At 37.4% G+C, this 26,493-nt stretch carries 24 protein-coding genes; 18 read left to right on the top strand and 6 right to left on the bottom strand.

Annotated features, from left to right (window positions below):
• The 6 genes from der (at window position 1) to J7R05_RS03135 (ending at window position 4,549) form a co-directional block, all read left to right on the top strand.
• Complete coding sequence (gene der / locus J7R05_RS03160; RefSeq protein ID WP_208541155.1) at window positions 1-1,410, top strand: ribosome biogenesis GTPase Der; 1,410 nt, start codon at window positions 1-3, stop codon at window positions 1,408-1,410.
• 460 nt (window positions 1,411-1,870) lie between these two features.
• Window positions 1,871-2,293, top strand: coding sequence for an AtpZ/AtpI family protein (locus tag J7R05_RS03155; protein ID WP_208541154.1), 423 nt, complete (start codon window positions 1,871-1,873; stop codon window positions 2,291-2,293).
• A gap of 7 nt (window positions 2,294-2,300) precedes the next feature.
• Window positions 2,301-3,059 carry a F0F1 ATP synthase subunit A gene (locus J7R05_RS03150; RefSeq protein WP_078689492.1) on the top strand — a complete coding sequence of 253 codons (759 nt, stop codon included), beginning with the start codon at window positions 2,301-2,303 and terminating at the stop codon, window positions 3,057-3,059.
• 52 nt (window positions 3,060-3,111) lie between these two features.
• Window positions 3,112-3,342, top strand: coding sequence for a F0F1 ATP synthase subunit C (locus tag J7R05_RS03145; RefSeq protein WP_007477984.1), 231 nt, complete (start codon window positions 3,112-3,114; stop codon window positions 3,340-3,342).
• Between the two features lie 134 nt (window positions 3,343-3,476).
• Window positions 3,477-4,058, top strand: a complete 582-nt coding sequence (locus J7R05_RS03140; RefSeq protein ID WP_208541153.1) for a F0F1 ATP synthase subunit B — start codon at window positions 3,477-3,479, stop codon at window positions 4,056-4,058.
• On the top strand, window positions 4,055-4,549 hold the full coding sequence (locus J7R05_RS03135; protein WP_208541152.1) for a F0F1 ATP synthase subunit B: 495 nt from the start codon (window positions 4,055-4,057) through the stop codon (window positions 4,547-4,549). Before J7R05_RS03140 ends, J7R05_RS03135 begins: the two co-directional genes overlap by 4 nt.
• A gap of 361 nt (window positions 4,550-4,910) precedes the next feature.
• On the opposite strand, the gene glyS is transcribed toward J7R05_RS03135, so the two are convergent.
• The 4 genes from glyS to J7R05_RS03115 all read right to left on the bottom strand — a co-directional run bounded on the left by glyS (window position 4,911) and on the right by J7R05_RS03115 (window position 10,974).
• Entirely contained in the window at window positions 4,911-7,133 is a 2,223-nt protein-coding gene (gene glyS / locus J7R05_RS03130; protein ID WP_208541151.1) for a glycine--tRNA ligase subunit beta, read from the bottom strand.
• On the bottom strand, window positions 7,133-8,077 hold the full coding sequence (locus J7R05_RS03125; RefSeq protein WP_208541150.1) for a glycine--tRNA ligase subunit alpha: 945 nt from the start codon (window positions 8,075-8,077) through the stop codon (window positions 7,133-7,135). The genes glyS and J7R05_RS03125 overlap by 1 nt, the downstream gene beginning before the upstream one ends.
• Window positions 8,078-8,140: 63 nt before the next feature.
• Entirely contained in the window at window positions 8,141-9,865 is a 1,725-nt protein-coding gene (locus tag J7R05_RS03120) for a tetratricopeptide repeat protein (RefSeq protein ID WP_208541149.1), read from the bottom strand.
• A 92-nt stretch (window positions 9,866-9,957) separates the two neighbouring features.
• Window positions 9,958-10,974 carry a polyprenyl synthetase family protein gene (locus J7R05_RS03115; RefSeq protein WP_208541148.1) on the bottom strand — a complete coding sequence of 339 codons (1,017 nt, stop codon included), beginning with the start codon at window positions 10,972-10,974 and terminating at the stop codon, window positions 9,958-9,960.
• A gap of 249 nt (window positions 10,975-11,223) precedes the next feature.
• Between J7R05_RS03115 and J7R05_RS03110 the strand changes: the two genes are divergently transcribed.
• The 7 genes from J7R05_RS03110 to J7R05_RS03080 all read left to right on the top strand — a co-directional run bounded on the left by J7R05_RS03110 (window position 11,224) and on the right by J7R05_RS03080 (window position 18,461).
• Window positions 11,224-12,012: a tRNA1(Val) (adenine(37)-N6)-methyltransferase gene (locus J7R05_RS03110; protein ID WP_078689498.1), complete on the top strand. Its 789-nt coding sequence runs from the start codon at window positions 11,224-11,226 to the stop codon at window positions 12,010-12,012.
• Between the two features lie 99 nt (window positions 12,013-12,111).
• Window positions 12,112-12,963: a S49 family peptidase gene (locus J7R05_RS03105; protein WP_208541147.1), complete on the top strand. Its 852-nt coding sequence runs from the start codon at window positions 12,112-12,114 to the stop codon at window positions 12,961-12,963.
• A 255-nt stretch (window positions 12,964-13,218) separates the two neighbouring features.
• Window positions 13,219-14,127 carry a 4-(cytidine 5'-diphospho)-2-C-methyl-D-erythritol kinase gene (locus J7R05_RS03100; RefSeq protein ID WP_208541146.1) on the top strand — a complete coding sequence of 303 codons (909 nt, stop codon included), beginning with the start codon at window positions 13,219-13,221 and terminating at the stop codon, window positions 14,125-14,127.
• Window positions 14,128-14,745: 618 nt separating this feature from the next.
• Entirely contained in the window at window positions 14,746-15,417 is a 672-nt protein-coding gene (locus tag J7R05_RS03095; protein WP_208541145.1) for a ribonuclease HII, read from the top strand.
• Window positions 15,414-16,376: an L-threonylcarbamoyladenylate synthase gene (locus tag J7R05_RS03090; RefSeq protein ID WP_208541144.1), complete on the top strand. Its 963-nt coding sequence runs from the start codon at window positions 15,414-15,416 to the stop codon at window positions 16,374-16,376. Before J7R05_RS03095 ends, J7R05_RS03090 begins: the two co-directional genes overlap by 4 nt.
• A 2-nt stretch (window positions 16,377-16,378) precedes the next feature.
• Window positions 16,379-17,788: an FAD-binding oxidoreductase gene (locus tag J7R05_RS03085; protein WP_208541143.1), complete on the top strand. Its 1,410-nt coding sequence runs from the start codon at window positions 16,379-16,381 to the stop codon at window positions 17,786-17,788.
• Between the two features lie 142 nt (window positions 17,789-17,930).
• Complete coding sequence (locus tag J7R05_RS03080; RefSeq protein ID WP_208541142.1) at window positions 17,931-18,461, top strand: DUF6101 family protein; 531 nt, start codon at window positions 17,931-17,933, stop codon at window positions 18,459-18,461.
• 404 nt (window positions 18,462-18,865) lie between these two features.
• On the opposite strand, the gene purD is transcribed toward J7R05_RS03080, so the two are convergent.
• Entirely contained in the window at window positions 18,866-20,140 is a 1,275-nt protein-coding gene (gene purD / locus J7R05_RS03075) for a phosphoribosylamine--glycine ligase (protein ID WP_208541141.1), read from the bottom strand.
• 95 nt (window positions 20,141-20,235) lie between these two features.
• Here purD and ubiA point away from each other — a divergent pair, with 95 nt between their 5' ends.
• Window positions 20,236-21,240 (top strand): 4-hydroxybenzoate octaprenyltransferase, encoded by a 1,005-nt coding sequence (gene ubiA / locus J7R05_RS03070; protein WP_010703471.1) that lies wholly within the window; start codon window positions 20,236-20,238, stop codon window positions 21,238-21,240.
• A gap of 93 nt (window positions 21,241-21,333) precedes the next feature.
• On the opposite strand, the gene pdxH is transcribed toward ubiA, so the two are convergent.
• On the bottom strand, window positions 21,334-21,957 hold the full coding sequence (gene pdxH, locus J7R05_RS03065; protein ID WP_208541140.1) for a pyridoxamine 5'-phosphate oxidase: 624 nt from the start codon (window positions 21,955-21,957) through the stop codon (window positions 21,334-21,336).
• Between the two features lie 326 nt (window positions 21,958-22,283).
• Between pdxH and J7R05_RS03060 the strand changes: the two genes are divergently transcribed.
• From J7R05_RS03060 to ribB, 4 genes are all read left to right on the top strand, one after another.
• Window positions 22,284-23,186: a DnaJ C-terminal domain-containing protein gene (locus J7R05_RS03060; protein WP_208541139.1), complete on the top strand. Its 903-nt coding sequence runs from the start codon at window positions 22,284-22,286 to the stop codon at window positions 23,184-23,186.
• Window positions 23,187-23,311: 125 nt separating this feature from the next.
• Complete coding sequence (fabI, locus tag J7R05_RS03055) at window positions 23,312-24,130, top strand: enoyl-ACP reductase FabI (RefSeq protein ID WP_010703474.1); 819 nt, start codon at window positions 23,312-23,314, stop codon at window positions 24,128-24,130.
• 143 nt (window positions 24,131-24,273) lie between these two features.
• Window positions 24,274-25,368 (top strand): chorismate synthase, encoded by a 1,095-nt coding sequence (gene aroC, locus J7R05_RS03050; RefSeq protein WP_208541138.1) that lies wholly within the window; start codon window positions 24,274-24,276, stop codon window positions 25,366-25,368.
• 10 nt (window positions 25,369-25,378) lie between these two features.
• Window positions 25,379-26,491, top strand: a complete 1,113-nt coding sequence (gene ribB / locus J7R05_RS03045) for a 3,4-dihydroxy-2-butanone-4-phosphate synthase (protein ID WP_208541137.1) — start codon at window positions 25,379-25,381, stop codon at window positions 26,489-26,491.
• The last annotated feature ends 2 nt before the right edge of the window (window positions 26,492-26,493 follow it).

Below are 26,493 nucleotides of genomic sequence, written 5' to 3'. Positions count from 1 at the left end.
ATGAGCCTCACCATTGCTATAGTTGGCCGGCCCAATGTTGGGAAATCAACATTATTTAATCGTTTGGTTGGGCAAAAATTGGCTTTGGTTGATAATAAGCCAGGTGTAACACGTGATCGGCGTGTTCATGAGGCAAGGCTTCAAGATTTGCGTTTTAATGTAATTGATACAGCTGGTTTAGAAGATGCAAGTGATCAAACACTTGAAGGCCGCATGTTTTTTCAGACAAAGGCTGCTATTAAAGAAGCGGATCTTATCCTATTTGTACTTGATGCAAAGAGCGGGATAACACCAAGTGATTGCAGTTTTGCTTCATTGGTTCGCAAGTCGGGAAAACCAATTGTGCTTATTGTCAATAAATCTGAGTCAAAAATGGCAATAGAAGGGGGATATGAAGCATGGTCTTTAGGTTTAGGTGAGCCTTGCGCAATATCTGCTGAACATGGTCTGGGCTTTTCGGATCTTCGTGATGCAATTGTAAATGCTGTTGGTAAAGATAAAGCTTTTGAGCAAGTAAAAGAAGAAGAATGTGCTCTTACGCGGTGTGTGTCTTTAGATAATGATTTTGACGATTTGGAAGAAAGAGGTTTTGTTTACGATGAAAGCAAACCTATTCGGATAGCAATTGCTGGTCGTCCCAATACTGGAAAATCAACACTGATCAATAGTATGTTGGGGCAGGATCGTTTGCTGACAGGGCCTGAAGCTGGTATTACGCGTGATTCTATTTCTGTAGATTGGGAATGGCGTGGTCGTTGTTTTAAACTCTTTGATACTGCGGGGTTGCGTCGAAAATTAAAAGTTCAAGAAAAGTTAGAAAAACTTTCTGTTGCAGACACTTTACGCGCAATCCGTTTCTCGGAAGTGGTGGTGATTGTTTTTGATGCAACCATGCCTTTTGAAAAGCAAGATTTACAAATTGCTGATCTTGTGATTCGTGAGGGGCGAGTTCCAATTATAGCTTTCAATAAGTGGGATCTTATTGAAGATTGCCAAGAAGTATTGGCTGATTTACATGAAAAATGTGCTCGTCTTCTTCCTCAGGTTCGTGGTTTGAGAGCTGTCCCTTTATCAGGCCAGTATGGTAAAGGGATTGATAAACTTATGGAAAATATCATGATGATTCATCGTGTGTGGAATCGTCGTATTCCTACAGGGAAACTTAATCGCTGGCTTGAAACTATAGTTGCGCACCATCCACCACCAGCGGTTTCTGGGCGTCGACTTAAGATTAAGTATATAACACAAATTAAAACGCGTCCTCCGGGGTTTATGATTTCTTGTTCACGGTCAGATGCAATGCCTCAATCATATTTGCGTTATCTGTCTAATGGGTTACGTGATACATTTGATATGCCAGGGGTACCCATCCGTTTATTACTGCGAACATCTGATAATCCTTTTGCATGATGGAAAAAAGTAACAATTTCCTTCATGTTCTAAGTCATTTTTAGACTTTTTAAAGGTTTAAAAATGGGTATTTAATAACTAGCTTTTTAAAGAGGCTTTGCTTTGATTTGTTAAGTTTTTGGAACAGAAATGGATGTGTAAAATAAACAAACAAGAATATAGCTTTTTAAAGTGAGAGCAGAAATGCAATTTAGTTGGTTCTATAAGATAGCTACCTTATTGTTTGATAGTTAAAGTTGATAAAATTGGTATGCCTATTATTATACCTATTATAGAATGCGTAGTGTTAATCAGGAGTTGAGTCATATTATTATGTTTTTCGATGATAAATCATTATCTGTTTTATTTATTGATAAAAATCCTTGTGATAGACGCTTTTGGGTAGCTTGACGAATGAATTTAGTAACAATATGTTGCAGGAAGCTTTATATGTATTTTGCTTTTGATTAAGGAGCCAATTATGGCAAAGGGCGATAAACCCGTTGTGCCACAAAAGGAGGCTGAAGAGAAAAAGCAAAGAGATTCTTTTCATTTAGAGGATTTAGAATGGCGTAGTCAAAATTTGGGATTGGCTTTAATGCGTAAGAAAGCATTAAAGAAACAGGATCTTAAAAATGAGAACAGAGAGTCACAAAACAAAGTAGGGCATGCCATTAAGTTGTCGAGTGAGTTTCTGGCAAGTGTTATTGTAGGTATTGTCTTAGGGTTGGGATTTGATAAGCTAACAGGTTTGTTGCCATGGGGATTGATATTTTTTCTTTTTCTTGGGTTTACTTCTGGTATAGTAAATATTCTTCGGTCTTTAGGGCACATTGCTCCTAGTCAATTAGGAAAAAATAGCGTATCGCATCAGAATAAAAGGGTCGATAAATTTAATAAATGAGGTTAAAGTGACAGCGCACGCTCCAGATCCTATTCATCAATTTGAAGTTTCACGGCTGATTAATATTTCTATAGGAAATATGGATTTATCGTTTACGAATGTATCATTTTTTATAGTCGTTACGGTTGTTTTATCTTCAGTATTTCTTTTTCTCTCATCATCAAGTCGTAGATTGGTTCCAACACGTATGCAGTCTATTTCTGAAATGGCGTATGAATTTGTAGCGTCGACTTTGCGTGAATCAGCTGGCGTACAGGGAATGCGTTTTTTCCCTTTAGTATTTTCATTATTTATTTTTATTTTGGTCGCTAATTTTATTGGTCTTTTTCCTTATTTTTATACTATTACCTCTCAAATTATGATCACTTTTTCATTGGCGATGTTAGTTATTTTGACGGTGATTGGTTATGGTTTTTATAAACATGGGGTTTGTTTTTTAAAACTTTTTGTGCCTAGTGGTGTGCCTGTTATGATTTTGCCTTTAGTCACAATGATTGAGCTTATTTCTTTTTTGTCTCGCCCTATTAGTCTTTCACTTCGTCTTTTTGCTAATATGCTTGCTGGTCACATCACGCTTAAAGTGTTTTCTGGTTTTATTGTTTCAATGGTTGGGGTAGGGGTTATAGGTATTGGTGGTTCTATTTTACCTCTCATTATGACTGTGGCAATTACTGCTCTTGAATTTTTGGTAGCATTTCTACAAGCTTATGTCTTTACGGTTTTAACTTGTATGTATCTTAGTGATGCTGTTCACCCGGGGCACTAGTAAATAATGAATTTTAGTCAAACAATGCAATTTCACTTCAAAGGAGAATAATATGGAATTAGCACTTGCAGCAAAATATATTGGCGCTGGTCTTGCCTGTTTTGGTATGGCTGGGACAGCATTGGGGCTGGGAAATATTTTTGGTAGCTATCTTTCTGGTGCCTTACGTAATCCATCAGCAGCAGATAGTCAGTTTGGTCGTTTAGTTTTTGGTTTTGCTGTGACGGAAGCTTTGGGTATTTTTTCGTTGCTTATTGCTCTTTTGCTTCTTTTTGCAGTTTAACCAATTTAAAAAGGTATGTCTGTTTTTGTGCAAAGAGCAGACATAGTCTTGCGTTTTTTAATACAAGGGAAATGACTCAGTTATCATAGGTTCTAAATAAAGGGCCTGAGGTAGTTGTTTGAAGGATAAATAGGATGTTTATTTCCAGTGCTTATGCACAAGCTGCTGAAACGCCCATAGAACATATTGAAAATGCGGTAGAGCACGCAAACCGCGTGTTTCCACCTTTTGATTTTGTGCATTTTAGTTCTCACCTTTTTTGGTTGGCAATTTCTTTTGGTTTTTTTTATCTCTTCATTGCTCGGGTGATTGTACCCCGTATTGGAAATGTTATTGAAACGCGTCGTGATCGAATTGCATCTGATTTAGATCAGGCTATGCGCATGAAGCAAGAAGCAGATACTGTGATTGAAGTTTATGAGAAAAAACTAGCAGAAGCTCGTTTACAGGCGCGTATTGTAGTGCAAGAGGCAAGAGATAAAATTAAAGAAAAGGCTGATCTTGAACGAAAAGAAGTTGAAAAAAAATTAGAGAAAAAGCTAGCAACTGCTGGAGATCAAATAGCAGAAATTCGAGATAAAGCTATGCAAAATGTTGGTTTAATTGCAGAGGAAGTAATTCGTGAAATTGTTAAGAAATTGCTTGATATTGATGTGAGTGAAGAAGTTGTCAATTTAACTGTTAAAGCTACGAGCTGTAAGGAATCACAAGGATGACTGATACGTTTTGGGCTTTTATTGGATTAGTTCTTTTCTTAGCTCTTTTAGTTTATTTTAAAGTTCCAACTATGGTAGCGCGTAGTCTTGATATGCGAACAAAGCGTATCACGGATGAGCTTGATGAAGCTCTTCGTCTTCGTGAAGAAGCGCAGGAGATATTGGCTGAATGTCAGCGCAAATGTGTAGAAGCAGAAAAAAATGCTCAAGAAATTATTGCTGCTGCTAAGAATGAAGTTTCAGTTATTGTTGCTGAAGCTCGCACAAAAACAGAAGAATATGTTAAAAATCGCAAAAAAATGGTAGAACAAAAAATTGCTCAAGCAGAAGCAGATGCAATTCGAGTTGTTTCTCTATCTGCTATTGATTTAGCAATTTCTTCCTCACGTACGCTTATTAATAAGGAATTAGATTTTAAGGAATCTAAAGACCTTATTGAAAAATCTCTCACTAAAGAATCTCTTTCCAAAATGAAAGAATACCTTAATTAATATTGTTTGAAGAGTTTAAAGCGCTGGTCTTTTAGGAGCAAAGATTTGGGGAAAGGGGGGATGAGTAGATTTCCAAGAATTGGTGCTTTTATCAAACAGAAAATTATCTATTGAGTGTGATTTTTATTTTTCGAGGTTGATCAAGAATTTCTGACTTTTACCTATCCTCGATTTATGTTTTCTAAATTTTTTGTCAATTTATTAGAAAGTGTAATTTCTATTTGATTTTTACTGTTTTGAAATTATTTAAGGCACTATTAACAAGTAGTTTATTATTTTTTTGAGCTATTTTTGGTATAAAAAGCATTTCAAAAATAACAAAAATTATTTTTATCATTTTAAAATTGAAAGAGCGTTAGTTTTAGGTTGTAAGCTTCGAAAAATCCGCGACATTTTGTGTGATTAAGCGGATACGTTCAAGAAGAGCAAGACGATTAGCGCGAATAGCGGAATTTTTATCGTTTACTAATACTTTTTCAAAAAATGTATCAATAGGTTTTTTAAGTGGTACAAGGGCATTGAGTGCAAGTGATAAATTAGTTGCATTAGTCTGATCATGAAGCTTTTTTTCTGCGTCAATGATTGCTTGATATAATTGTTTTTCTTCTGTTTCGCTAAAAAGTTCAGGGTTAAGTGTGTTTATTGTTGTGATATCTTTAGATGGTTGATTTTCAAGAATATTTACGACACGTTTTACAGAAGCTAAAAAATCATTTCCATCATTTGTGTTGATGAAAACAATGAGTGATTCAATACAGCGTGCAACTAACAAAAAGTCATCAGCATCTTTGGTTAAAACTGCTTCAATAGCATCATAACGAGCTCCTTCATCTTTAAGATAAATTTTCAAGCGTTCATGTAAAAACGACAAGAGATCTGATAAAATATCTTTTTTTATTTCTGAAAGAGTATTTTGTTGTTGTTTAGCTTCTATTTTTGGGGAGGTATATTTTATTTTTTGTTGTAAAAAAAGATCCACCGCCTGATCAAAGAGGGGCATAAGGTTAATTTTCCAATCACGTGAAAGTACAAGCTTTATAATTCCTAGTGCTGCTCGCCTTAATGCATAAGGATCTTTTGAACTGGTTGGTTTTTCATTAATAAGCCAAAAACCAACAAGTATGTCAATTTTGTCAGCTAATGCAACTGCTATAGCGATAGGTTCACACGGGATTCGATCTGTTGGTCCTAGAGGTTTGTAGTGATCTTCGATTGCTTCAGCCACGTGGGGATCTTCTCCTTGGAGAAGTGCATATTTTCGCCCCATCAGCCCTTGTAGCTCAGGAAATTCGGCAACAATTCCTGTTTGCAGATCAGCTTTTGCAAGTATTGCTGCACGTTTTGCCAGTAGAGGATCTGCTTGCACTAAAGGTGCAATTTTTTGTGCTAAAGCAGCAATCCTTTCTACCCTTGCACCTTGCGTCCCTAACTTGGCATGGAAGGTCACATTCAAATAATCTAGCTGTGCTATTCGCTGATCAAGAGGTTTATTTAAATCAAGATCAAATTTTGCAGCAGAATCTTTCAAATGCGCGATATCCGGTAAATCATGCTGATCTGTTTGCCAAAAATAAAGTGCATCGGAAAGACGAGCGCGTACAACTTTACTATTACCCTTGGTAATTTCTTTACCACCATCATTTGCAAGAACATTGGAAACGAGGATAAAATGATTAGATAGTTTAATCTTTTCCCCCTGTTTGCGAGTGACGAAGCATTTTTGATTAGCTCGAATGGTTAAGCGGATAATTTCTGGAGGAATATCAAGAAAAGTCTTATCGAAATCGCCCATAAGGACAACAGGCCATTCAACAAGTCCTGCGACTTCTTCCAAAAGCGCATTATCTTGAACAAGCTCTAAACCGTTGGCAAAACAAAGATTTTGAGCATCTGCTAAAATAATATTTTTTCGCCTTTCTGTATCCAGAATAACTTTGTGAGCTTCAAGCAGAGTGACATAGTCATCAAAACGGCGTATTTGGATAGGTTTTTCATTACTTAAGAAACGATGACCATAGGTTAAATTATTACTTTTAAGAGAACCAACTGTAAATGGAACGATGTGTGTTTCCCCAATTTCTGGTCCGAAAACACAAAGAATATTTTGTAAAGATCGGACCCATTTCAAGGCTCCAGTTTGGGCTGAATCTTGGCCCCAACGCATAGATTTTGGCCATGGAAAGTTACGGATAATATCAGGCAAAATATCAGCAATAATTTCTTCAGCAGCTCGACCTTTTTTGGTGATTTTAGCAACATAAAAATCACCTTTTTTACTATCATGTACAATATCTGCTTCAGAAATATTATTAAGGCCTGTAGCACGCAAAAAACCATCAACCATATGCTGTGGTGATTTTGTGTTGGGACCTCTGCGTTCCTCGTGGGTATCTTGTGAGCTTGTAGAAAGACCACGTATATCTAACGTTAACCGACGGGGTGTCCAATATTCACAGGCAGCTTTATAAGTTAATCCTGCATGGATAAGTTGGTCAGTAACACACTTTTTGAGATCACAAGCAGCTTTACGTTGCATCCGAGCAGGGATTTCTTCACTAAAGAGCTCGAGAAGAAGATTAGACATTAGATTTCACCTTTCGTATGAGCTTGACCAGTCTCAGTTGATAGAAAGGCTTCACCACAACGGCGTGCTAGATCACGGATACGAAGAATATAACTTTGTCTTTCGGTTACAGAAATAACACCGCGTGCTTGAAGAAGATTAAAAATATGACTAGCTTTAATACATTGATCGTAAGCTGGTAAAACACATTGATGGTAGCTATTTTCTTTGTTTGGTTTTCCAGCTTCAAGAAGTGCAATACACTCACGTTCTGCATCAATAAAATGTTGATGTAGCAATTTGGTATCAGCAAACTCAAAATTATAATGTGAATATTCCTGTTCTGCTTGTAAAAAAATATCTCTATAACTTATTTTGTTTGCGCCATCTAAACCGTTAAAATTAAGATCATATACGTTGTCGACTCCTTGGATGTACATTGCTAAGCGTTCAAGTCCATACGTAATTTCTCCTGAAACTGGCATACACTCAATGCCGCAAACCTGTTGAAAGTAAGTAAATTGAGAAATTTCCATTCCGTCGCACCAGCATTCCCATCCAAGTCCCCAGGCCCCAAGTGTTGGGCTTTCCCAATCATCTTCGACAAAACGAATATCGTGCAGTTTTGTATCGAGGCCAATAGCTTGTAGAGAATTAATGTAAAGCTCTTGTAAATCTGGAGGCGAGGGTTTGAGAAGCACTTGAAATTGATAATAGTGCTGTAAACGATTTGGATTTTTACCGTACCTACCATCTGCTGGACGCCGGGAAGGCTGGACATAAGCCACTTTCCAAAGGCGTGGTCCTAATGAACGCAGCGTTGTAGCTGGATGAAAAGTCCCAGCGCCTACTTCCATATCATAGGGTTGCAGAATTGCACATCCATATTGAGCCCAGTAATTTTGCAAAGTTAAAATGAGCCCTTGAAAAGAACGTGCAGGATTGAGATACTCAGGGAAGTTCACGTTTGATACTCTTAATATGTGATTAGTAGATAAATCAAAGAAATTTATAATCTTTATTACTGTCTATTGCTTCGCATGGTCAAGCATTGTTGTGTCTTGCAAACCAAATTTCAATTTTTCTTTGATTTTTTCTAAATTTTCTGGCTGTCCATCAATGGCGTGATTCCATTGAAATATTGCTTCACGTTTGCGCCCAACTTTCCAATAAACATCGCCTAAATGATCATTCAATATTGGGTCTTGAGGTTGCAATTTGACAGCAGTTTCCAATATTTCTACAGCCTGGTTATATTGCTTTAGTTTATAATGAGCCCATCCTAGAGAATCAAGAATATAACCATTTTTTGGCTGTAATGCTGAGGCTTTTTGAAGCATGGATAATGATTCTTCAAGTTTTTGATCACGATCAATAAGTGTATAACCTAGATAATTAAGCACGTGTGGCTGTTCAGGGAATAATTCCAGTGCTTTTCGTAAATCAGTTTCGGCTTTTGTCCAATGTTTTAAACGTTCAAATGCGATGCCGCGTTGATAAAAGAGTTTCCAATCATCTTTTTGAAAATCTACCATTTGTACAATAGCACGATCCATAATTTTAGCAGCTTCAGCAAAGTTATTTTTTTGCATATAAATAGCAGACAACGCTATATAAATAGCGCGATCATTGGGATTTTTTTTCTCTAATGATGTTAATAATTTAATAGCTTCAGTGTGTTGATTGTTATTGGCAAGCGTTAGTGCGAGCTGCAATTGTCCCTCTCTATAATAAGGAGAGTGGGGTGATAAGGCACGATAAAGTTTAATTGCTTGATGAGGGTCATTCAATTTAGCAGAGACGTTTGCTAGTTGGAACAATGTGGCATCATTTTGAGGATATAAGGCTAGAGATAATTGTTTGAAAATACGTGCAACATATTCTGATTTTCTTCGATTAAGTGTTGTTCCAAAATCATACAATATTTCACCCGCTCCTTGCTGAGGTGTTTTTACAGGATTTTCTAAATTAGCGCCTTTTTCAACTTTTTGTCGGATGTTTTTAAGTATCTCTTGGTCTGACAACATCTTTTCGCCGTTCTGAATAGTTTGAATAGCTTGGTTACGCATTTTTTGACGCAATTGAAATGAAGCATAGGCTATAATGATACGTTCATAGGTGTCAGGAGAAATCATAGCACCTTGTTGATTGTTTAATGCTTGCATAAAGTATTTTTTTGCCTCTTTAGGGCGTTTTGCCAGATCACTCATAAGAGCGAGATGGTAGTGTATAAAAAGATTATACCAAATAGGTCCTAAAAGCTTTTTAAGATCGGCTATTGCTTGAGAGTGATTACCTGATCCAAATGTAGCCCAAGCGCTTATCACGTCAAACGCCGGGTTATTGGTTGAAGGAGATGTTTTTAATTGTGGAAGGGGTTTAACGTCTTTATAATTTTTTTTGATGAGGTTATCTATTGACAATGTCAGGGAAATAAAAGGATGGCTAATATTTTGTGCTTTCAATTTTTTTGCTTGTTTGACAGCCTCTTTAAATGCACCTACTGAAAGCATCGCTTCAAAGATTTCTTTTTGTGCATCAATGTTATTGGGGTTATAGGTGAGTGCTTGTTTAAAATAATTAATAGCAAGATTAGTTTCATTTTCGTGATTTGCAATTCGCCCTGCTAGATAGGCACCTGTAAATGATCGTGCATCAATAGCTGAATCGATTTTGCTATAGACGGGTGAGGACATCAGCACGATTCCCGCTATAGAGAGAGTAAAAAAGCAGGGCCTTATTGCACAATGCATAGAGCTCATCCTTCCAAAAATCATGAATTTATGATATGATTTATAAACATATTAGGTTTCTTTGTAGAAAATATTATTATTTTTGCAAATAATCAGTTTACACGTGCAATACAAAAATCAACAATTTCAATGAATGCGTTTTTTTGAGGGTTTTCTTTTATTGGAGAAAGAGCGTCGATTGCCTGTTTTCCATAGATGCGTGCTTGTTTTATAGTATCGGTTAGGCTATCATATTTTTCCATTAAATGTTGTGCGTGTGCTAAAGATTCATCGTTATTATTATTGTTTTCAAGAGCTTGTTTCCAAAATGCTTTTTCTGTTGCATTACCGCGTGTATATGAAAGGATAACGGGCATAGTAATTTTGCCTTCTCGGAAATCATCTCCTATATTTTTTCCTAAATGTTCAGCATTGCCACTATAATCAAGTGCATCATCAACCAGTTGAAAAGCTAATCCTAATGATGTGCCATATTTGCGTAATGCTAAACGTTCTTCGTGTCCATAACCAGCGATGATTGGCCCAACTTCAGCGGCAGCTGAAAAAAGTGCGGCTGTTTTCGCATTAATGATTTTAAGATAATCTGCAGCAGTGGTTTCTATATTTTGGGCAGCGGCAAGCTGCATGACCTCTCCTTCAGCAATAATTGCTGCGGCGTTTGCTAAAATAGCGAGTGCTTCCATAGAGCCAACATCTACAATCATTTTAAAAGCTTGCCCTAGAAGAAAATCACCAACAAGTACACTTGCTTTATTTCCCCAAATCATTCGTGCAGTAGATTTTCCACGGCGGAGATTACTTTCATCAACTACATCATCATGTAATAAAGTTGCTGTATGCATAAACTCAATTGCTGTTGCAAGCTTTATATGTCCATCACCTTGATATCCAAACATATCAGCTGCAGCTAGTGTAATCATTGGACGTAACCGTTTTCCTCCTGATGAAATAAGATGATTACAAATTTCAGGGATCATTTCGACATCAATTTGAACCATAGAGATAATTAGTTGGTTTACATGTTCCATATTATCTTTGGTGAGGTTGATGAGAATTTGAGAAGAAACCTGGTTATTTTTTTTATGGTCTTGTTTTATGATAGCACCCAATTGGTTTACTCCTAGAGTATTTTCAATAAATATAGATAAGCTTTATTTTCTATTTGTAGCATAAAGCGGGATTACTTTTGACTCAAGCTTTGATACTGCCTTGAAGTAGAAGTTTTTTAAATATTTAGAAGAGTGTTTTTTCTACGCTTAGGGAATATAATTATTATAATAAGGCAATAATTTTGAAATTAAGATAATTTAATTACAATTGGAAGAAGGGCAATATAAAGATCAATATTAGGCTTACAGATGGATAGCGCGACGAATCATAGTGATGAGACAATTGATGAATTTCATCGTGGGAAGTTTTACTTAGTTCAACCACGTTTGCAGGGGCATCGTTCTGGTATGGACGCTATGTTGTTGGCTGGTCTGGTTCCTGATAACTTTAAAGGAAAGGTTGTCGATTTAGGCGCAGGCGCAGGCGCAGCGGGATTAGCAGTTGCTGCACGTTGTTTAGAAACTCACGTTACATTAGTTGAACGATCAGCTTTTATGATATCTTATGCTCAAAAAACGCTTGCGCTAAAACAAAATAAGGAACTAGCTAGCCGAGTGTGTTTATTAGAAGCAGATATTGCTTTAAAAGGCAATGCACGCTTAAAGGCAGGTTTAATGGATAATGTTTTTGATTTTGCGATTATGAATCCACCTTTTAATAATCCTATGGATCGTAAAACACCTGATGAACAAAAGTCTGAGGCACATGTTATGCCTGAAGCAATGTTTGACAATTGGTTACGCAGTGCAGCTGCAATTGTTAAACCAGGTGGATATCTAGGGTTGATTGCACGTCCCCAATCGCTTAATGATATATTACACGCTTTAGAGGGGCGTTTTGGTAATATATGTGTAATTCCTGTTCATTCTCGAGCTAAAGCGGCCGCAACTCGTATGTTATTTTATGCAAAACGGGGAAGTCGAGCAGCTTTATCTATATTGCCGGCGTTAATTGTGCATGAAGATGAAGGTCATGCTTTTTCGCCACGGGTTGATGCAATCAATAATGGGTGTATAAGCTTGTGGGAACTTTTTTAATGATGTCTTGTGTTTTTTAGCTTATTTTTTAAATTCGGATTAAGCTTTTTATTTATTTTCGAGTTATGTTTTCTCGATTTCTTATAGGGAGATTTTGTTTTGATTAACAGTGTTAAAAATCTTATTCCACGTCGTTTTCTTTCCAGTAAACTTGAAATTCCTGTAGTACGACTTCATGGGGCAATTATGGATTCAAATTCATTTATGGCTCGTACGCTTTCGCTAGGTAGATGCGCCCCCCTTTTAGACAAGGCTTTTGCCGATAAAAAAGCACCAGCTGTTGTTTTAATTATTAATTCTCCCGGTGGTTCACCTGTACAATCACGTCTCATTTTTCAGCGTATTCGGGATTTGGCAAATGAGAAGAATAAACAGGTTCTCGTATTTATTGAAGATGTAGCAGCATCAGGTGGTTATATGATTGCTTGCGCTGGGGATGAAATTTTTGCTGACTCTTCTTCTGTTGTGGGCTCTATTGGGGTTGTTTCAGCTTCTTTTGGTTTTCCTGAGCTTTTGAAGAAAATTGGTGTGGAACGGCGTGTTTATACAGCAGGAAAAAACAAAGTTGTATTAGATCCATTTCAGCCAGAAAAGAAGATGGGCGTTGAACATTTGAAATCTTTGCAACTTGAAGTTCACCAAACTTTTATTGATTTGGTCAAAGAACGGCGTGCATCGAAATTATCAGATGATTCAGATATTTTTACAGGAATGTTTTGGAGTGGAAAGAAAGGTGTTGAGCTTGGCTTGGTTGATCAGTTAGGTGATGTACGCTCTGTTATTAAAGACCGGTTTGGTCATGATACAAAGCTTCGGTTAATTTCTCCTTCCAAAAGTTTTTTTGGGCCTAAAATGCCTTCGGGAGTTACTGCTGATATGGTTTATACAGCAGTTGATAGTGCATGGATAGCAGCAGAAGAACGGGCACTTTGGCAACGGTATGGTTTGTAATTAGAATACCATTTTATTTACATTTAATTTGGTTGGCGATTTTGCTTAGAAGCTATTGCGAGAGGAAAAGGGATTTAAAATGATCCGACTTATTTTATTCAGTTTCATTGGTGTGATGATTCTGTATATTTATTATTTATTTAGGCGCCAGTTACACTGGGTGTTGCAACGTGTTTGCCATACAAGAATTAAATCACGTACAGATGTAAAAGGAACTCTTGTGAAAGACCCTCGTACAGGTGAATATTACGTTAAATGATATCAGGTGCGCAGGCTTCTCTTAAAGAGGGTTTTCATTTTTTAACACCTATTAAGTTGAATCTGGCTTTGCACGTTGTGGGTCAGCGCGCTGATGGTTATCATTTATTAGAAAGTTTGGTCTATTTTAGTCTTAGTGGTGATTGTTTAAGTTATACACCTTTTACAAAAGATCACTTTATTGTAAAAGGTCCCTTTGCTAATGGGCTTGTTTCTTATTCAGATAATTTAGTTGTCCGCGCCCACAATTTGATGCGCAAGATATTTCCTGAAAATGCTAAACCTGCCTTTTTTCAGCTTATTAAAACGTTACCTGTTGCTTCGGGTATTGGTGGTGGATCAGGAGATGCTGCTGGGGTTTTTAGTATATTGCGCCGGCAATGGAATCTTGATTGTTCTTGTGAAGAATTAGCGGCAATTAGTTTAGAACTTGGTGCTGATGTACCGATGTGTCTTTTTGCATTAGAATATCAGCAACCGCTTTTTGTCCAAGGAATTGGCGGTGATATAACGCGACTAAAAGAAGCTTGTTCTATTGCGATGGTATTGGTAAATCATGGTCAACAAATTGAAACATCCGCTATTTTTCAGGCCTTAGAAAAGCGCGATCATCCTCATTTAAAAATTGATCCAGCAGCTTTAAAAACAGTTTTTTCATTGGTTGAAGCTTTACAAGAAACGCGTAATGATCTTTTTGCTCCTGCATTAAAAATTGCACCTCAATTGGCTGAGGTTTTATATGCATTAGATGAAAGTGGAGCTCTTTTTTCTCGTATGTCTGGTTCAGGCGCAACTTGCTTTGGCATTTTTAAAGATCAACAAGCAGCTCAAAAAGCGGCTTTCCTTATCAAATCAGTACATCCAAATTGGTTTGTGAAATCAATTATGACTGTAGGAAGGTTTTGATAAGCAATGTGAACATTAAGGGTTGTTGTTTATAGTGATAATTAACGAATTTATGTTTCTGCTCTTTAGTATTAAATTCTTTATTCATATCCAAATACATTTTGGAAAAGAGCAATAATTCCTTTACCGCCTTTGAAAAGGGTAGCTTAAAATAGTTTTCCTAGTCGAGTGATACGTATTTTTAAAAGTGATGTTAGCAATAATATGTTGTGTAGGTAAAAGACATGGGAGATGCTCTTTACTTGAGATTATCATCACAATAGTTTTTTGTTTAGAGGGTGGAAGTGTTTACACGAGAAACTTTAAAGCATCTTTTAAACAAACAAATAAAAGAATTTTGAGTATATTTTTCACAGAGTTTTTTATTGAGATGATTGATGTTGTAATAATCTCATCATGTACAAGAGTGGGAGATAATCAATGGAATTTTCGTGTTTGTTTTCTAGGTTTGATTAAGGCATGTAAAGATGTATAAATAATATTTGGTTGGAAAACTAACGCTCCCCCCTATACTTGATTTTTTTTGTTATCATGTTGTTTGAGAGCTAAAAAATGTTGGAGTAAGCTATTTTTACTGTGGGGCTTGCGGAAAATAGGTGGTAATGCAAATATAAATATATGTTTCGTCGTGTTCGCAATTTGTCAAATGTATTTAATGTGCCACTTCAGCCAGATTTTTCGCACGAATTGGATTTACACAAACAAGGCTTCTTTTATATAGCGGGTGTTGATGAAGTTGGACGAGGGCCTTTAGCTGGACCTGTAGTAACAGCAGCAGTTATTTTAGATAAAAACCACATTCCTGAAGGGTTGAATGATTCAAAGAAATTTTCTGCTCAACAGCGCAATCAACTTTATGGTAAAATTTTGCAAAATGCGTTGGCAATTTCTGTTGCGAGTATTTGCGCCCGTGCGATTGATCAATCTGATATTAGGAAAGCAACTTTAGAAGCAATGCGCCGCTGTGTTGTAGGACTTTCCATTCCAGCTCATTATGTATTGGTTGATGGGCGTGATATTCCACCCCATTTGCCATGTCCAGCAACTGCTTTGATAAAAGGTGATCAGCGTTCGGTTTCAATTGCGGCAGCATCCATTGTTGCCAAAGTAACACGTGATCGAATGATGGAATGTGCTGGGCTGGTTTATGAAGGTTATGGTTTAGAAAAACATGTGGGTTATGCAACAGTAGCACATCGTACGGCTATTGCTAAATATGGGCCCATTTTAGGGTTGCATCGTTATAGTTTTGCACCACTGAAAGAAGATTATAAGGATGATATTTCATGACAATCCTATCTTTAAACAGTGCTTCAATAAAAGAAGCGGTTGAGGTTCTGAAGCAGGGTCAATTAGTGGCTTTACCAACAGAAACTGTTTATGGATTGGCTGGTGATGCAACTAATGGAAAAGCAGTTGCTTCTATTTTTACCACAAAGAAGCGGCCACAATTTAATCCTCTTATTGTTCATGTGAGTAGCATTGTTATGGCAGAACATTATGTGGAAATTGATCTGCTTTCACGTCGATTTATGGAAGCATTTTGGCCAGGGCCTTTGACATTAGTTTTACCATTAAAGGTTAATCATAATATTCATCCTTTAACGACTTCTGGTCTTGATACATTGGCTGTTCGTTTTCCTGTTGGCGGCTTTGCAGAAGTTGTTCAACATTTTGGTCGACCTTTAGCAGCTCCTAGTGCAAATCAATCGGGAGGTCTTAGTCCCACTTCAGCTGCATCTGTATTTGCATCTTTGGGGGCATCAGTGCCTTTAATTATTGATGGAGGAGTTTCTAAGATAGGGCTTGAATCAACGATTGTTAAGGTTTGTGATAAAAATATCTATCTATTGCGTCCTGGTGGGGTAACTGCTGAAGAAGTTGAAGAAGTGGCAGGGCAGTCTTTAAAACAATTAGATCAGCGTGCTGCAATTGAGGCACCAGGTATGTTAAAATCACATTATGCTCCTAATGCTTTGGTGCGTTTAAATGCACAAAAGGTGGAGAGCGACGAAGCACTTTTAGCATTTGGCCCTAAGCGCATTGTAGGTGCTGAAAATGCTGTCTCTATTTTAAATTTAAGTGAAAGTGGTCAATTGGAAGAAGCTGCATTCCATTTGTTTGATTATATGAAACAGTTGGATTCATTAAAGGTGAGATGTATTGCAGTGGAGTCTATTCCATTTTACGGATTAGGTGTAGCTATTAATGACCGTTTAATGCGTGCTGCAGCTCCGAGAGGAAAATGAAGGTGGAGCAGAATTTAATTGAGTGTTTTAGAAAAATTGTTGGTTCTGCAAATGCTATCACAGATCAATCTTTGATTGCACCATATTTGCTTGAAAATCGTGGACTTTTTCATGGAAAAACGCCATTACTTTTACGTCCATCCTCAACAGATGAGGTGTCATCTATTATGCGTTTGGCCAGCAAAACACGCACACCAATTGTACCTCAAGGAGGAAATACTGGTCTTGTGGGTGCTCAACAGCCAGATGATAGTGGGGGTAGTGTTGTTTTATCTATGGAACGTTTAAACAAAATTCGATTAGTTAATCCTGAGGGTAATTTTGCTGTTGTGGAGGCTGGTGTTATTTTACATACCTTACAAAAAAAGGCAGATAAAATAGATCGTTTTTTCCCTCTTTCTTTAGGCTCAGAAGGTTCCTGTCAAATAGGGGGCAATCTTTCATCTAATGCCGGAGGGACAGCTGTTTTAGCTTATGGTAATATGCGTGAGCTTTGTCTTGGTTTGGAAGTTGTTTTGCCTGATGGGCGTATTTTAGATGATCTGCGTTTTGTTAAAAAGGACAATAGCGGTTATAATTTGAAAGACCTTTTTATTGGTTCAGAAGGGACTTTAGGGGTTATTACTGCAGCGGTTTTAAAGCTTTTTCCAAAGCCTAAAGGAAAAGCAGTTGCTTTTGTAGGTTTACGCAGTCCAGCTAATGCTCTTAAATTTTTATCCCTTGCTCAGTGTTATGGGGGGCCATTGTTAACTGGTTTTGAGCTTATGGGAAAACTCAGCTTACAAATGGCTTTAAATTATACGATGCATGCTAATTCACTTTTTGAACATGAGCATGAATGGTATGTTTTGATTAATATTTCATCGTCACGTAGTGATGATGAAGCGCTGTCGGTGTTAAATGTTATTTTAGAAACAGCTTTAAAGGATGATATTATACAAGATGCAGTTGTTGCACAATCGTTAAAACAGCAAGATTTTTTTTGGCAATTGCGTGACAATATGTCACCAGCGCAGAAGTTAGCAGGAGGGTCTATTAAACATGATATTGCTGTACCTATTGCCTCCATTCCTGACTTTATTGCTGAAGCTGCTCTTATTGTTGAAGAGATTGCTCCAGGTGCGCGGGTGGTGTGTTTTGGTCATATGGGTGATGGGAACCTCCATTATAATATTACACAACCCATAGGGGCTGATACTGCATCATTTTTGCAATTATATTCACAAATGAATGATCGGATCCATTGTTTAGTGATGCATTATCAAGGTACATTTTCTGCTGAACACGGAATTGGGCAGCTCAAGCGGAAAGAACTGCGTACTTTTAAATCACCCGTTTCATTAGAAATTATGCAAGCGATTAAAAAAACATTCGACCCTTTAGGAATTATGAATCCTGGCAAAGTATTATAAATTGAAAATGATGAATATTTTTCTATTCTTATTGGGATTTTGATAACTGAAAAGAAAACAATTTTTACCTAAAGCTTAATAATTCAATGAGAAAAAGATATTATATAGAGTATGTTTTATTGAAGTGAATTGGGAAAACTATATGGTTAATCAATGTTTTAATCGGGCAAAAGTGGGGTCTGAGTTTCGGTTAGATCCATGTCATTTGCCACAAACGGTGACATACTTTGTATCAAAAACGGGAAATCACATGATTTGTTCGTTGAATGAACGCAGTGTTTCTCTGAAAGTTGATAATCCTTCCAGTCTGTCACGTTTGATTCCAGTTTATCACTTCAAAGGAATTGCAGCGCGTATAGTAGAAACTCTTACAGGAGAAAAAGCTGTCGCATTAGAATTGCTCCATACAGATGAAGAAGCTTGTATTCCACTTTTAGTTTCTAGAGATTTGAATAATGTTCTTTTAGACTGGCGGTTATGGGGAAAGATTTATAATCTACCAATGTTTATGATCTGTGAAGATAAGAATATTATCACTATCAAAGATCATTCTATTTTACGTCAATTTTTTTATATGACATCACCATCTTCTAGGGGAAAGGGCTTTTTACTCCGTTGTGGTGATTCATTAGGTTTACGTTTAATGATCACCAATCGGATTGTCTTACAGTAAATTGATATAGATTAATTTTTCATGTTGCATGAGTAGACATGTTTATTTCAGAGGCATTCTGATTCTATGTTTTTCATTAATTGTGGTAAAGAAGTAGTTTTAGTTGTGTGATTAGGGAAAAATCTTTTTTTCCGATTTTTACATATCTACTACAATCGTTTGTGTTTTTAGGGCGTTATATTATTATGCTTTGATGTCATACAAAACATATCACTTTCGTAGAAAGTGATTAACAAATTGGCTGCAAACAAATAAGATGGTAAGATGATCGCAAAATTTGTAGCTTTTGTGTTTGGAACATCTACTCTTTTCATCTAAAGCTTTTGTGAATAAAGGGTAATAAGCAGATCAATTGATCTTTTTACTGTGTGAAATACCTCACTTCAAAAAAGAGTTCAAAAGGTCTATTTTTTTTGTGCGATAGCACGCCAGCCAATATCCCGGCGAACAAAGCCTTGTGGCCAATCAATACAATCGACAGCTTCATAGGCGCGTTTTTGTGCGTGTGCAACAGTTTCTCCTGTGGCTGTTATATTTAAAACACGTCCACCATTAGCGATTAATTCTCCATTATGTAGAGCTGTGCCTGCCTGGAAAACTTTTACATCAGGAAGAGCGTTTACCTTGTCGACATTGCGGATAATGCTGCCTTTTTGAGGAGCATTTGGGTAGCCTTTAGCAGCCATAACAACTGTTAGAGCGGTTTTTTCAGACCATTGAATGTGTTTATTTTTAAGGTTTCCTTGAGCTGCTGCAAGGAGAAGTGGTAAAATATCATCTTTTAAGCGCATCATTAAAACTTGGCATTCAGGATCACCAAATCGTACATTAAACTCAATTAATTCAGGCCCTTTTTGGGTTATCATCAATCCGGTGAAGAGAATACCTTTAAAAGGAGCTCCCATTGCGGCCATATCACGCAAAGCGGGTTCGACAATTTCTTTAAGAGTACGGTTAACCATTTCCTCAGTCATAATTGGAGCTGGTGAATAAGCTCCCATGCCACCAGTGTTGGCTCCAGTATCGCCATCACCAACACGTTTATGATCTTGCGCTGATCCAAAAGGGATGGCGGTTGTACCATCACAAAGACAAAAGAAGCTCGCTTCCTCACCTTCCAGAAATGCTTCGACAACAATTTTCTTTTTTGCATCATTAAATGTGCCTTCAAAGCAGGCATCAACGGCATCAAAGGCTTCTTGCATTGTCATAGCTACAACAACACCTTTACCAGCGGCCAGGCCATCAGCCTTAATAACGATAGGGACACCTTGTTGGCGGATGTAGGATTTAGCTTGTGAAGCATTGTTAAAACATTGATAGATACTTGTAGGAATGTTATTTCTGTAACACAAATCTTTTGTAAAGCTTTTTGAGCCTTCCAATTGAGCTGCTTTTTGAGTGGGGCCGAATACACAGATGCCAGCAGCATTAAGAGAATCAGTTATACCTTCAACCAATGGTCCTTCTGGTCCAACAATGACGAGGTCAATAGAGTGTTCTTTACAGAAATTAATAACAAGAGAGTGATCATTGATGTTTAAATCAATATTTTCACCTAATTCTATTGTTGCAGGATTTCCAGGAGCGCAATATAATTTTGTAAGTAGCGGTGACTCTGCTATTTTCCATGCTAAAGCATGTTCTCGTCCACCTGATCCAATAAGAAGAACGTTCATGATTTGCTCCTACCATAACATAAAGATGATTAAATCAGTTTTTCTTTCATAAGAATGAAATGGTTCTATCGCAAGACCAAAGGTGAAATCATTTGATGAAAAAAAGTAAAAATATTTTACATGTTCAATCCTGTGAAAATCAAGGACGAGTTATGGATGCGCCCCCTAAACAATGGGTCTACTATTTACTTCCTTGTTCTTTGTGGCTTTATGCTCAATTGGCACGTTGGGATAGACCTATTGGGTGGAAATTGTTGATGTGGCCTTGTTTCTGGTCAACAACCATGGCTATGCTTTCTTATGAGATGCCCCAAGTACCTCTTTTGTCAATTATAATGTGTTGGATTTGGTATCTTTTTCTTTTCTTTTTGGGTTCCATAGCCATGCGAGGTGCAGGCTGTACTTGGAATGACCTTGTTGATCACAAAATTGATTCTCAGGTAGAACGAACACGTTCTCGTCCATTACCTGCAGGTCAGGTAAGTCGATTTCAAGCAAAAATTTTTATATTAGTGCAGTGTTTCATAGGTTTAGGTGTTTTATTACAGTTTAATGCATTTAGCTTTTTTTTAGGTATTTCATCCTTAGTGGCGGTTGCAATTTATCCTTTTATGAAACGTATAACAAATTGGCCACAATTTTTTTTAGGCGTTGCGTTTAATTGGGGTGCATTAATGGGGTGGGCGGTTGTATATGGAAGTCTGAGTTGGGCACCAATCGCACTTTATGCAGGATCAATCTTATGGACGATTGGATATGATACAATTTATGCTCATCAAGATAAGCAAGATGACGCTATTGTTGGCGTGCATTCTACAGCACGCCTCTTTGGAAAAAGCACCAAATGTGCACTAGTGATTTTATATAGTGGTTTTATAATCCTGGTCAGCTTGGCATTTTATTTGGCGCAAGTATCCATTCTCAGCTTTGTAGGGGTTTTTATTGCTGCCATCCATATGTTCATTCAAATCAAAGTCATCGATATAGATGATAGCTCACAATGCTTAAAACTTTTCAGATCCAATTCGTTTGTTGGTTTTTTTATTTTTGCTGGTTTAGTGTGTGGGGGTATTTGGATGATATTACATTCTGCAGTTTAAGAACAATCTAGTTAGAAACAAGGTCATATATTCTTGTAATAGTAGAGCAGAAAGCCGTTATTATAGGGGGGTAAAGGCTTCATAAAGAAGTGGTTAAGGATAGAGTCTTTGTTTTTGCCAGTTATCTTGTTTAATAGAGTCGCGTGTAAAAAGTAAGCGATCATGTAAACGAAACGGCCGATCGCACCAAAATTCAATAAAAAGAGGTTTAATGCGGAAACCAGACCAATAGGGTGGGCGAGGAATATTCCCTACTGCATAACGTGCAGCGTATTTAGCAACTGCTTTTTTGAGAGTAAGGCGATTTTCTAATGGCTGAGATTGTTTAGATGCCCATGCACCGATTCGACTTTTTCGTGGTCGTGACTGAAAATATGCATCTGCTTCTTCAGTACTTACTTTTTCAACAATGCCTCTAATTCTAATTTGGCGGCGAAGTGATTTCCAATGAAAGCCTAAGGATGCTTTCATCGATCCTAAAATTTCCCGTCCTTTACAGCTTTCATAGTTGGTATAGAAGACAAAACCTTTAGGACTAAAATCTTTAAGAAGAACCATACGAACATTGGGTAAACCTGTTTCATCAACTGTTGCTAGTGCCATAGCATTGGGATCGTTTATTTCGCTTATTTTTGCTTCTTCAAGCCAATTTTCGAAAATTGCAAAAGGATTTTGTGTTTGTATAAAATCATCATTCGTTTGTGTTTTATTATTCATAATATACTCCACTGTTAGTGAGTGTGAGTGAGAAATTCTTTGATTTATTTTTGCCATCAAGAATAACATGCTGCTATTCTTTTGTTCTAAAAAGCTAATAACTTTATATATTTTTATTATGGTGTTTCAATTATGTTTATCTTTAACATAAGCTTCCATAAGCTATATTGAATTAAAAATGTTCATTTTATCTGGTATTTTGTTTTTTTATAAACATATTAGATAAGAAAAATGATTTTATTGAATAGCTTGATGAAGTAATGAAAAATATTTAACGATATTACTGGTTAATATTTGAAAAACGGGAAGGCTAGAAAGAGGGCAATATGCGTGATCCCTATACGGTTTTGGGTGTGGCACGTACCGCAAAACCGCAAGAGATTAAATCTGCATTCAGAAGATTAGCAAAGCAGTATCATCCAGATCATAATATGGGTGATGCCAAAGCTAAAGAAAGATTTTCTGAAATTAATCAAGCTTATGAAATTATAGGCGATAAAGATAAAAAAGCACGATTTGACCGTGGTGAAATTGATGCAGAAGGAAAACCACTTCACCAAGCTTATGGCGCTGGGGGAAATTTTAGGAGCAGACAAAACCCTTTTACTGGTGGCACAAGAGGATTTGATTTTGGATCTTCAGGTGCTGCAAGTTTTGATGCAAGCGATATTTTTCGTGATTTATTTGGAAGAGGAAGGAATTTTTCAAATTCAACACAATATAGTCAACCTCAACAAGGGGCCCATGTTCGTACCAGCCTTTCAATTACATTAGAGCAGATGGTGGGTGCAAGCAAAGTAGAAGTGACTTTTCCTACTGGCAAAAAATTAAAAATTAAATTACCAGACTATGTTGAAGATGGGCAAACCATTCGTTTAAAAGGTCAGGGAGAAGAGGTGGCGCACGGGCAAGCAGGGGATGCTTTAGTAACTATTCGTATTCAGAAACATCCTCGTTTGCGAGTTGAAGGGCGAGCACTTCATCTTGATTTGCCGGTTTCTCTTAAGCATGCTGTTTTAGGAGCCAAAGAAGAAGTTGACACTTTGGAAGGACGTGTGGTTTTGAAAATTCCCCCATGGTCGAGTTCTGATCGTGTTTTACGGTTGAAAGGAAAGGGGCTTCGTTTAAAAAATGGTGAAAGAGATGATCTTTATGTGCATGTTCGTATTATGTTGCCAGAAGGTGGAGATGCTGCATTAGAACAATTTTTGCAAATGCAAAACAATTAACATCTTTTTTCTTATACAAAAGCATAACTTAAGTTTGATTTTAAACCAATTGCTTGAAGAAAAAGGTAACCTGTGTCATAGGCATATAGATAATGTTGATGCCAAATAGCAATGAGGCGATGCTAATGACGAAGAGTAATGGTTTATTGTATGGAAAGCGTGGCTTAATTTTAGGATTGGCAAATAATCGCTCTATCGCTTGGGGAATAGCGAAGGCGGCCCATGCAGCAGGGGCCGAGCTTGCTTTTACCTATCAGGGTGAAGCAATGAAGAGGCGTGTTGAGCCTTTGGCCCAAGAGTTGAACGGTTTTGTTTGTGGTCATTGTGATGTTTCCGATAGTGCATCTATTGATGCAGTTTTTAACACAATAGAAAAAGAGTGGGGTAAACTTGATTTTTTAGTTCACGCTATTGGTTTTTCGGATAAAGATGAATTAAGTGGTCGTTACGTTGATATTAGTGAATCAAATTTTATGATGACGATGAACATTTCTGTTTATTCGTTAACGGCTCTTACACAACGTGCAGAAAAGTTGATGCCAAATGGCGGTTCAATTTTAACGTTGACCTATTATGGTGCAGAAAAGGTTGTTCCCAATTATAATGTAATGGGGGTTGCTAAAGCTGCTCTTGAGGCTAGTGTTAAGTATTTAGCTGTTGATTTAGGGCCAAAAAACATTCGTGTTAATGCTGTATCTGCAGGGCCAATTAAAACATTAGCTGCTTCTGGTATTGGTGATTTTCGTTATATTTTAAAATGGAACGAATACAATGCTCCTTTGCGTCGTACAGTGACAATCGAAGAAGTAGGTGATTCTGCCCTTTATTTTCTTTCAGATTTATCGCGTTCTGTTACAGGTGAGATTCATCATGTTGATTCTGGATATCATGTTATCGGTATGAAGGCTGTTGATGCACCTGATATTTCTGTTGTTAAAGAATAAGGCTTGGTTCATAAAGTTTTATATGTTAGCGACAATTTGATTTAAAGTTCAGACAGTCAATGACACATTTGAATGAAATCGTATTGCACGGTTCAGTCCACACTATAGTTGCATGTATTTGAAGAAGAAATGGATCTTTCTCCATGTCGTATAATACATTTGGTCATTTGTTTCGTGTAACAACATGGGGTGAAAGTCATGGTCCTGCTCTTGGTTGTGTTATTGATGGTTGTCCTCCAGGAATTGCCTTCACTCTTGCAGAAATTCAGGCATATCTTAATAAACGTAGACCTGGGCAATCAAAATATACAACGCAACGTCAAGAGTTAGATCAAATAGAAGTGCTTTCAGGAGTTGTAACTCAAGATAACGGCACAACATTGGTAACAACAGGTACACCAATTTCATTATTTATTCAAAACACAGATCAATGTTCTAAAGATTATGATGAAGTTATTTATCAATATCGTCCAGGTCATGCAGATTACACCTATGATATTAAATATGGCATTCGTGATTATCGTGGTGGTGGGCGTGCCTCAGCGCGAGAGACGGCGGCACGTGTTGCAGCAGGTGCTCTTGCCCGTAAAATTGTTCCTGGTTTGATTGTGCGAGGAGCTGTGACGGCGATTGGCCCTTATAGTATTAATCGTGATCATTGGGATTGGTCAGAGGTTGATAACAATCCTTTTTTTACACCTGATGCAGAAGCAGTACGCATTTTTGCTGATTATATGACTCAGTTACAAGAAAGCGGTTCATCAACTGGTGCTATTGTTGAGATTGTCGCGGAAAATGTTCCAGTAGGCTTAGGGGCACCTATCTACGCAAAACTTGATCAAGATATCGCATCATTTTTAATGTCAATTAATGCGGTTAAGGGCGTTGAAATTGGTGATGGTTTTGCCGCAGCTCGCTTGACTGGTGAACAAAATATAGATGAAATGCGAATGGGAAGTGACGGTAAACCGCTTTTTTTATCTAATCATGCCGGGGGTATTTTGGGTGGGATATCAAATGGGCAGCCGATTATTGCACGTTTTGCGGTTAAACCCACTTCATCAATTTTGGCTCCTTGTCGTTCAATTGATGTTAATGGTAACAATGTGGATGTGGTTACAAAGGGGCGTCATGATCCATGTGTTGGAATTCGTGCTGTTCCTGTTGGTGAAGCAATGGTTGCTTGTGCTGTTGCTGATCATTATTTAAGACACCGCGGTCAGATCAGTTGTAGTTGAAAGGTAAACGATGGCTTATAATCAGAAAAAAGTTGTTGCTGCTATTCAGGCTTTTGAACGCGGTGAAATTGTTGTGGTTACAGATGATGATGACCGTGAAAATGAAGGTGATTTAATTGTTGCTGCTGTTCATTGTACAGAAGAAAAAATGGCATTTATCATTCGCCATACGTCGGGTATTATTTGTACACCAATGCCAAAAGAAGAAGCACAACGATTTAATCTTGCTCCTATGGTGTCGGATAATGATTCAGCGCATCGTACCAAATTTACTGTTACCGTGGATTTTAAACATGGAATAACAACGGGTATTTCAGCATATGATCGTACATTGGCTGTTCGTAATTTAGCTAATCCCAATGCAAGTGCTAGTGATTTTGTCCGTCCGGGACATATTTTTCCTTTAATTGCAGATGAAGGTGGTGTTCTTATGCGCTCAGGCCATACTGAGGCAGCTGTTGACTTGTGTAAATTAGCTAGTTTGCCACCGGTTGGTGTTATTGGTGAATTAGTTAATGATGATGGTAGTGTTAAACATGGAGATGAAGTTACAAAGTTTGCACAAGATAATCAGTTACACATCATAACTGTTGCTGATCTTATTGCTTATCGTCAGCGTAAAGAGACGCTTATAAAATATGTTGGAGAAATGCATATTGAAACATTTGTAGGTCCAGCTATAGTCAAAAGTTATCAACTTCCTTGGGAAACAGTTCAGCATGTGGCAATTGTTTTTGGCGATATTCGTGATGGGGAAGATATTCCGGTACGCCTGCATCGTGAAAATATTCTAAAGGATGTTTTTGGTCAGTCACCAGATGTTGAAGTTGTCATGCGGCGCATGGTAGAAAAAGAAAAACGTGGTGTATTTGTTTATTTGCGTGAAGGATCTGTTGGTGTTGGTTCTCAATTAGCTGTTTGTGAACAGAAAATGGCAATGGTAGGTTTAGAAAACCATGCACAAGCAATTGAACGTGCAGAAGAATGGCACCAAATTGGTCTAGGAGCGCAAATTTTGAAACATCTAGGGATTAGTTCTGTTATTGTCTACTCTTCTAAAGAGCGTCATTATGTTGGTTTAGAAGGTTTTGGAATTCGCATATCTAGAACAGATATCTTGTGAGG

The organism is Bartonella capreoli, assembly GCF_902813205.1.
Taxonomy (GTDB): domain Bacteria; phylum Pseudomonadota; class Alphaproteobacteria; order Rhizobiales; family Rhizobiaceae; genus Bartonella; species Bartonella schoenbuchensis.
Note: the sequence above shows the minus strand (reverse complement) of the source record. Positions and strands in the feature narration are given on the sequence as shown.

What these genes read in the sequence shown, in the direction of transcription:
- purD (WP_208541141.1), bottom strand. Translation starts at nt 20,140, where the DNA reads ATGAACGTTCTTCTTATTGGATCAGGTGGACGAGAACATGCTTTAGCA.
- J7R05_RS03120 (WP_208541149.1), bottom strand. Translation starts at nt 9,865, where the DNA reads ATGCATTGTGCAATAAGGCCCTGCTTTTTTACTCTCTCTATAGCGGGA.
- pdxH (WP_208541140.1), bottom strand. Translation starts at nt 21,957, where the DNA reads ATGAATAATAAAACACAAACGAATGATGATTTTATACAAACACAAAAT.
- fabI (WP_010703474.1), top strand. Translation starts at nt 23,312, where the DNA reads ATGACGAAGAGTAATGGTTTATTGTATGGAAAGCGTGGCTTAATTTTA.
- J7R05_RS03095 (WP_208541145.1), top strand. Translation starts at nt 14,746, where the DNA reads ATGTTTCGTCGTGTTCGCAATTTGTCAAATGTATTTAATGTGCCACTT.
- J7R05_RS03145 (WP_007477984.1), top strand. Translation starts at nt 3,112, where the DNA reads ATGGAATTAGCACTTGCAGCAAAATATATTGGCGCTGGTCTTGCCTGT.
- J7R05_RS03090 (WP_208541144.1), top strand. Translation starts at nt 15,414, where the DNA reads ATGACAATCCTATCTTTAAACAGTGCTTCAATAAAAGAAGCGGTTGAG.
- J7R05_RS03135 (WP_208541152.1), top strand. Translation starts at nt 4,055, where the DNA reads ATGACTGATACGTTTTGGGCTTTTATTGGATTAGTTCTTTTCTTAGCT.
- J7R05_RS03060 (WP_208541139.1), top strand. Translation starts at nt 22,284, where the DNA reads ATGCGTGATCCCTATACGGTTTTGGGTGTGGCACGTACCGCAAAACCG.
- der (WP_208541155.1), top strand. Translation starts at nt 1, where the DNA reads ATGAGCCTCACCATTGCTATAGTTGGCCGGCCCAATGTTGGGAAATCA.
- J7R05_RS03155 (WP_208541154.1), top strand. Translation starts at nt 1,871, where the DNA reads ATGGCAAAGGGCGATAAACCCGTTGTGCCACAAAAGGAGGCTGAAGAG.
- glyS (WP_208541151.1), bottom strand. Translation starts at nt 7,133, where the DNA reads ATGTCTAATCTTCTTCTCGAGCTCTTTAGTGAAGAAATCCCTGCTCGG.
- J7R05_RS03100 (WP_208541146.1), top strand. Translation starts at nt 13,219, where the DNA reads ATGATATCAGGTGCGCAGGCTTCTCTTAAAGAGGGTTTTCATTTTTTA.
- ribB (WP_208541137.1), top strand. Translation starts at nt 25,379, where the DNA reads ATGGCTTATAATCAGAAAAAAGTTGTTGCTGCTATTCAGGCTTTTGAA.
- J7R05_RS03080 (WP_208541142.1), top strand. Translation starts at nt 17,931, where the DNA reads ATGGTTAATCAATGTTTTAATCGGGCAAAAGTGGGGTCTGAGTTTCGG.
- J7R05_RS03110 (WP_078689498.1), top strand. Translation starts at nt 11,224, where the DNA reads ATGGATAGCGCGACGAATCATAGTGATGAGACAATTGATGAATTTCAT.
- ubiA (WP_010703471.1), top strand. Translation starts at nt 20,236, where the DNA reads ATGAAAAAAAGTAAAAATATTTTACATGTTCAATCCTGTGAAAATCAA.
- aroC (WP_208541138.1), top strand. Translation starts at nt 24,274, where the DNA reads ATGTCGTATAATACATTTGGTCATTTGTTTCGTGTAACAACATGGGGT.
- J7R05_RS03140 (WP_208541153.1), top strand. Translation starts at nt 3,477, where the DNA reads ATGTTTATTTCCAGTGCTTATGCACAAGCTGCTGAAACGCCCATAGAA.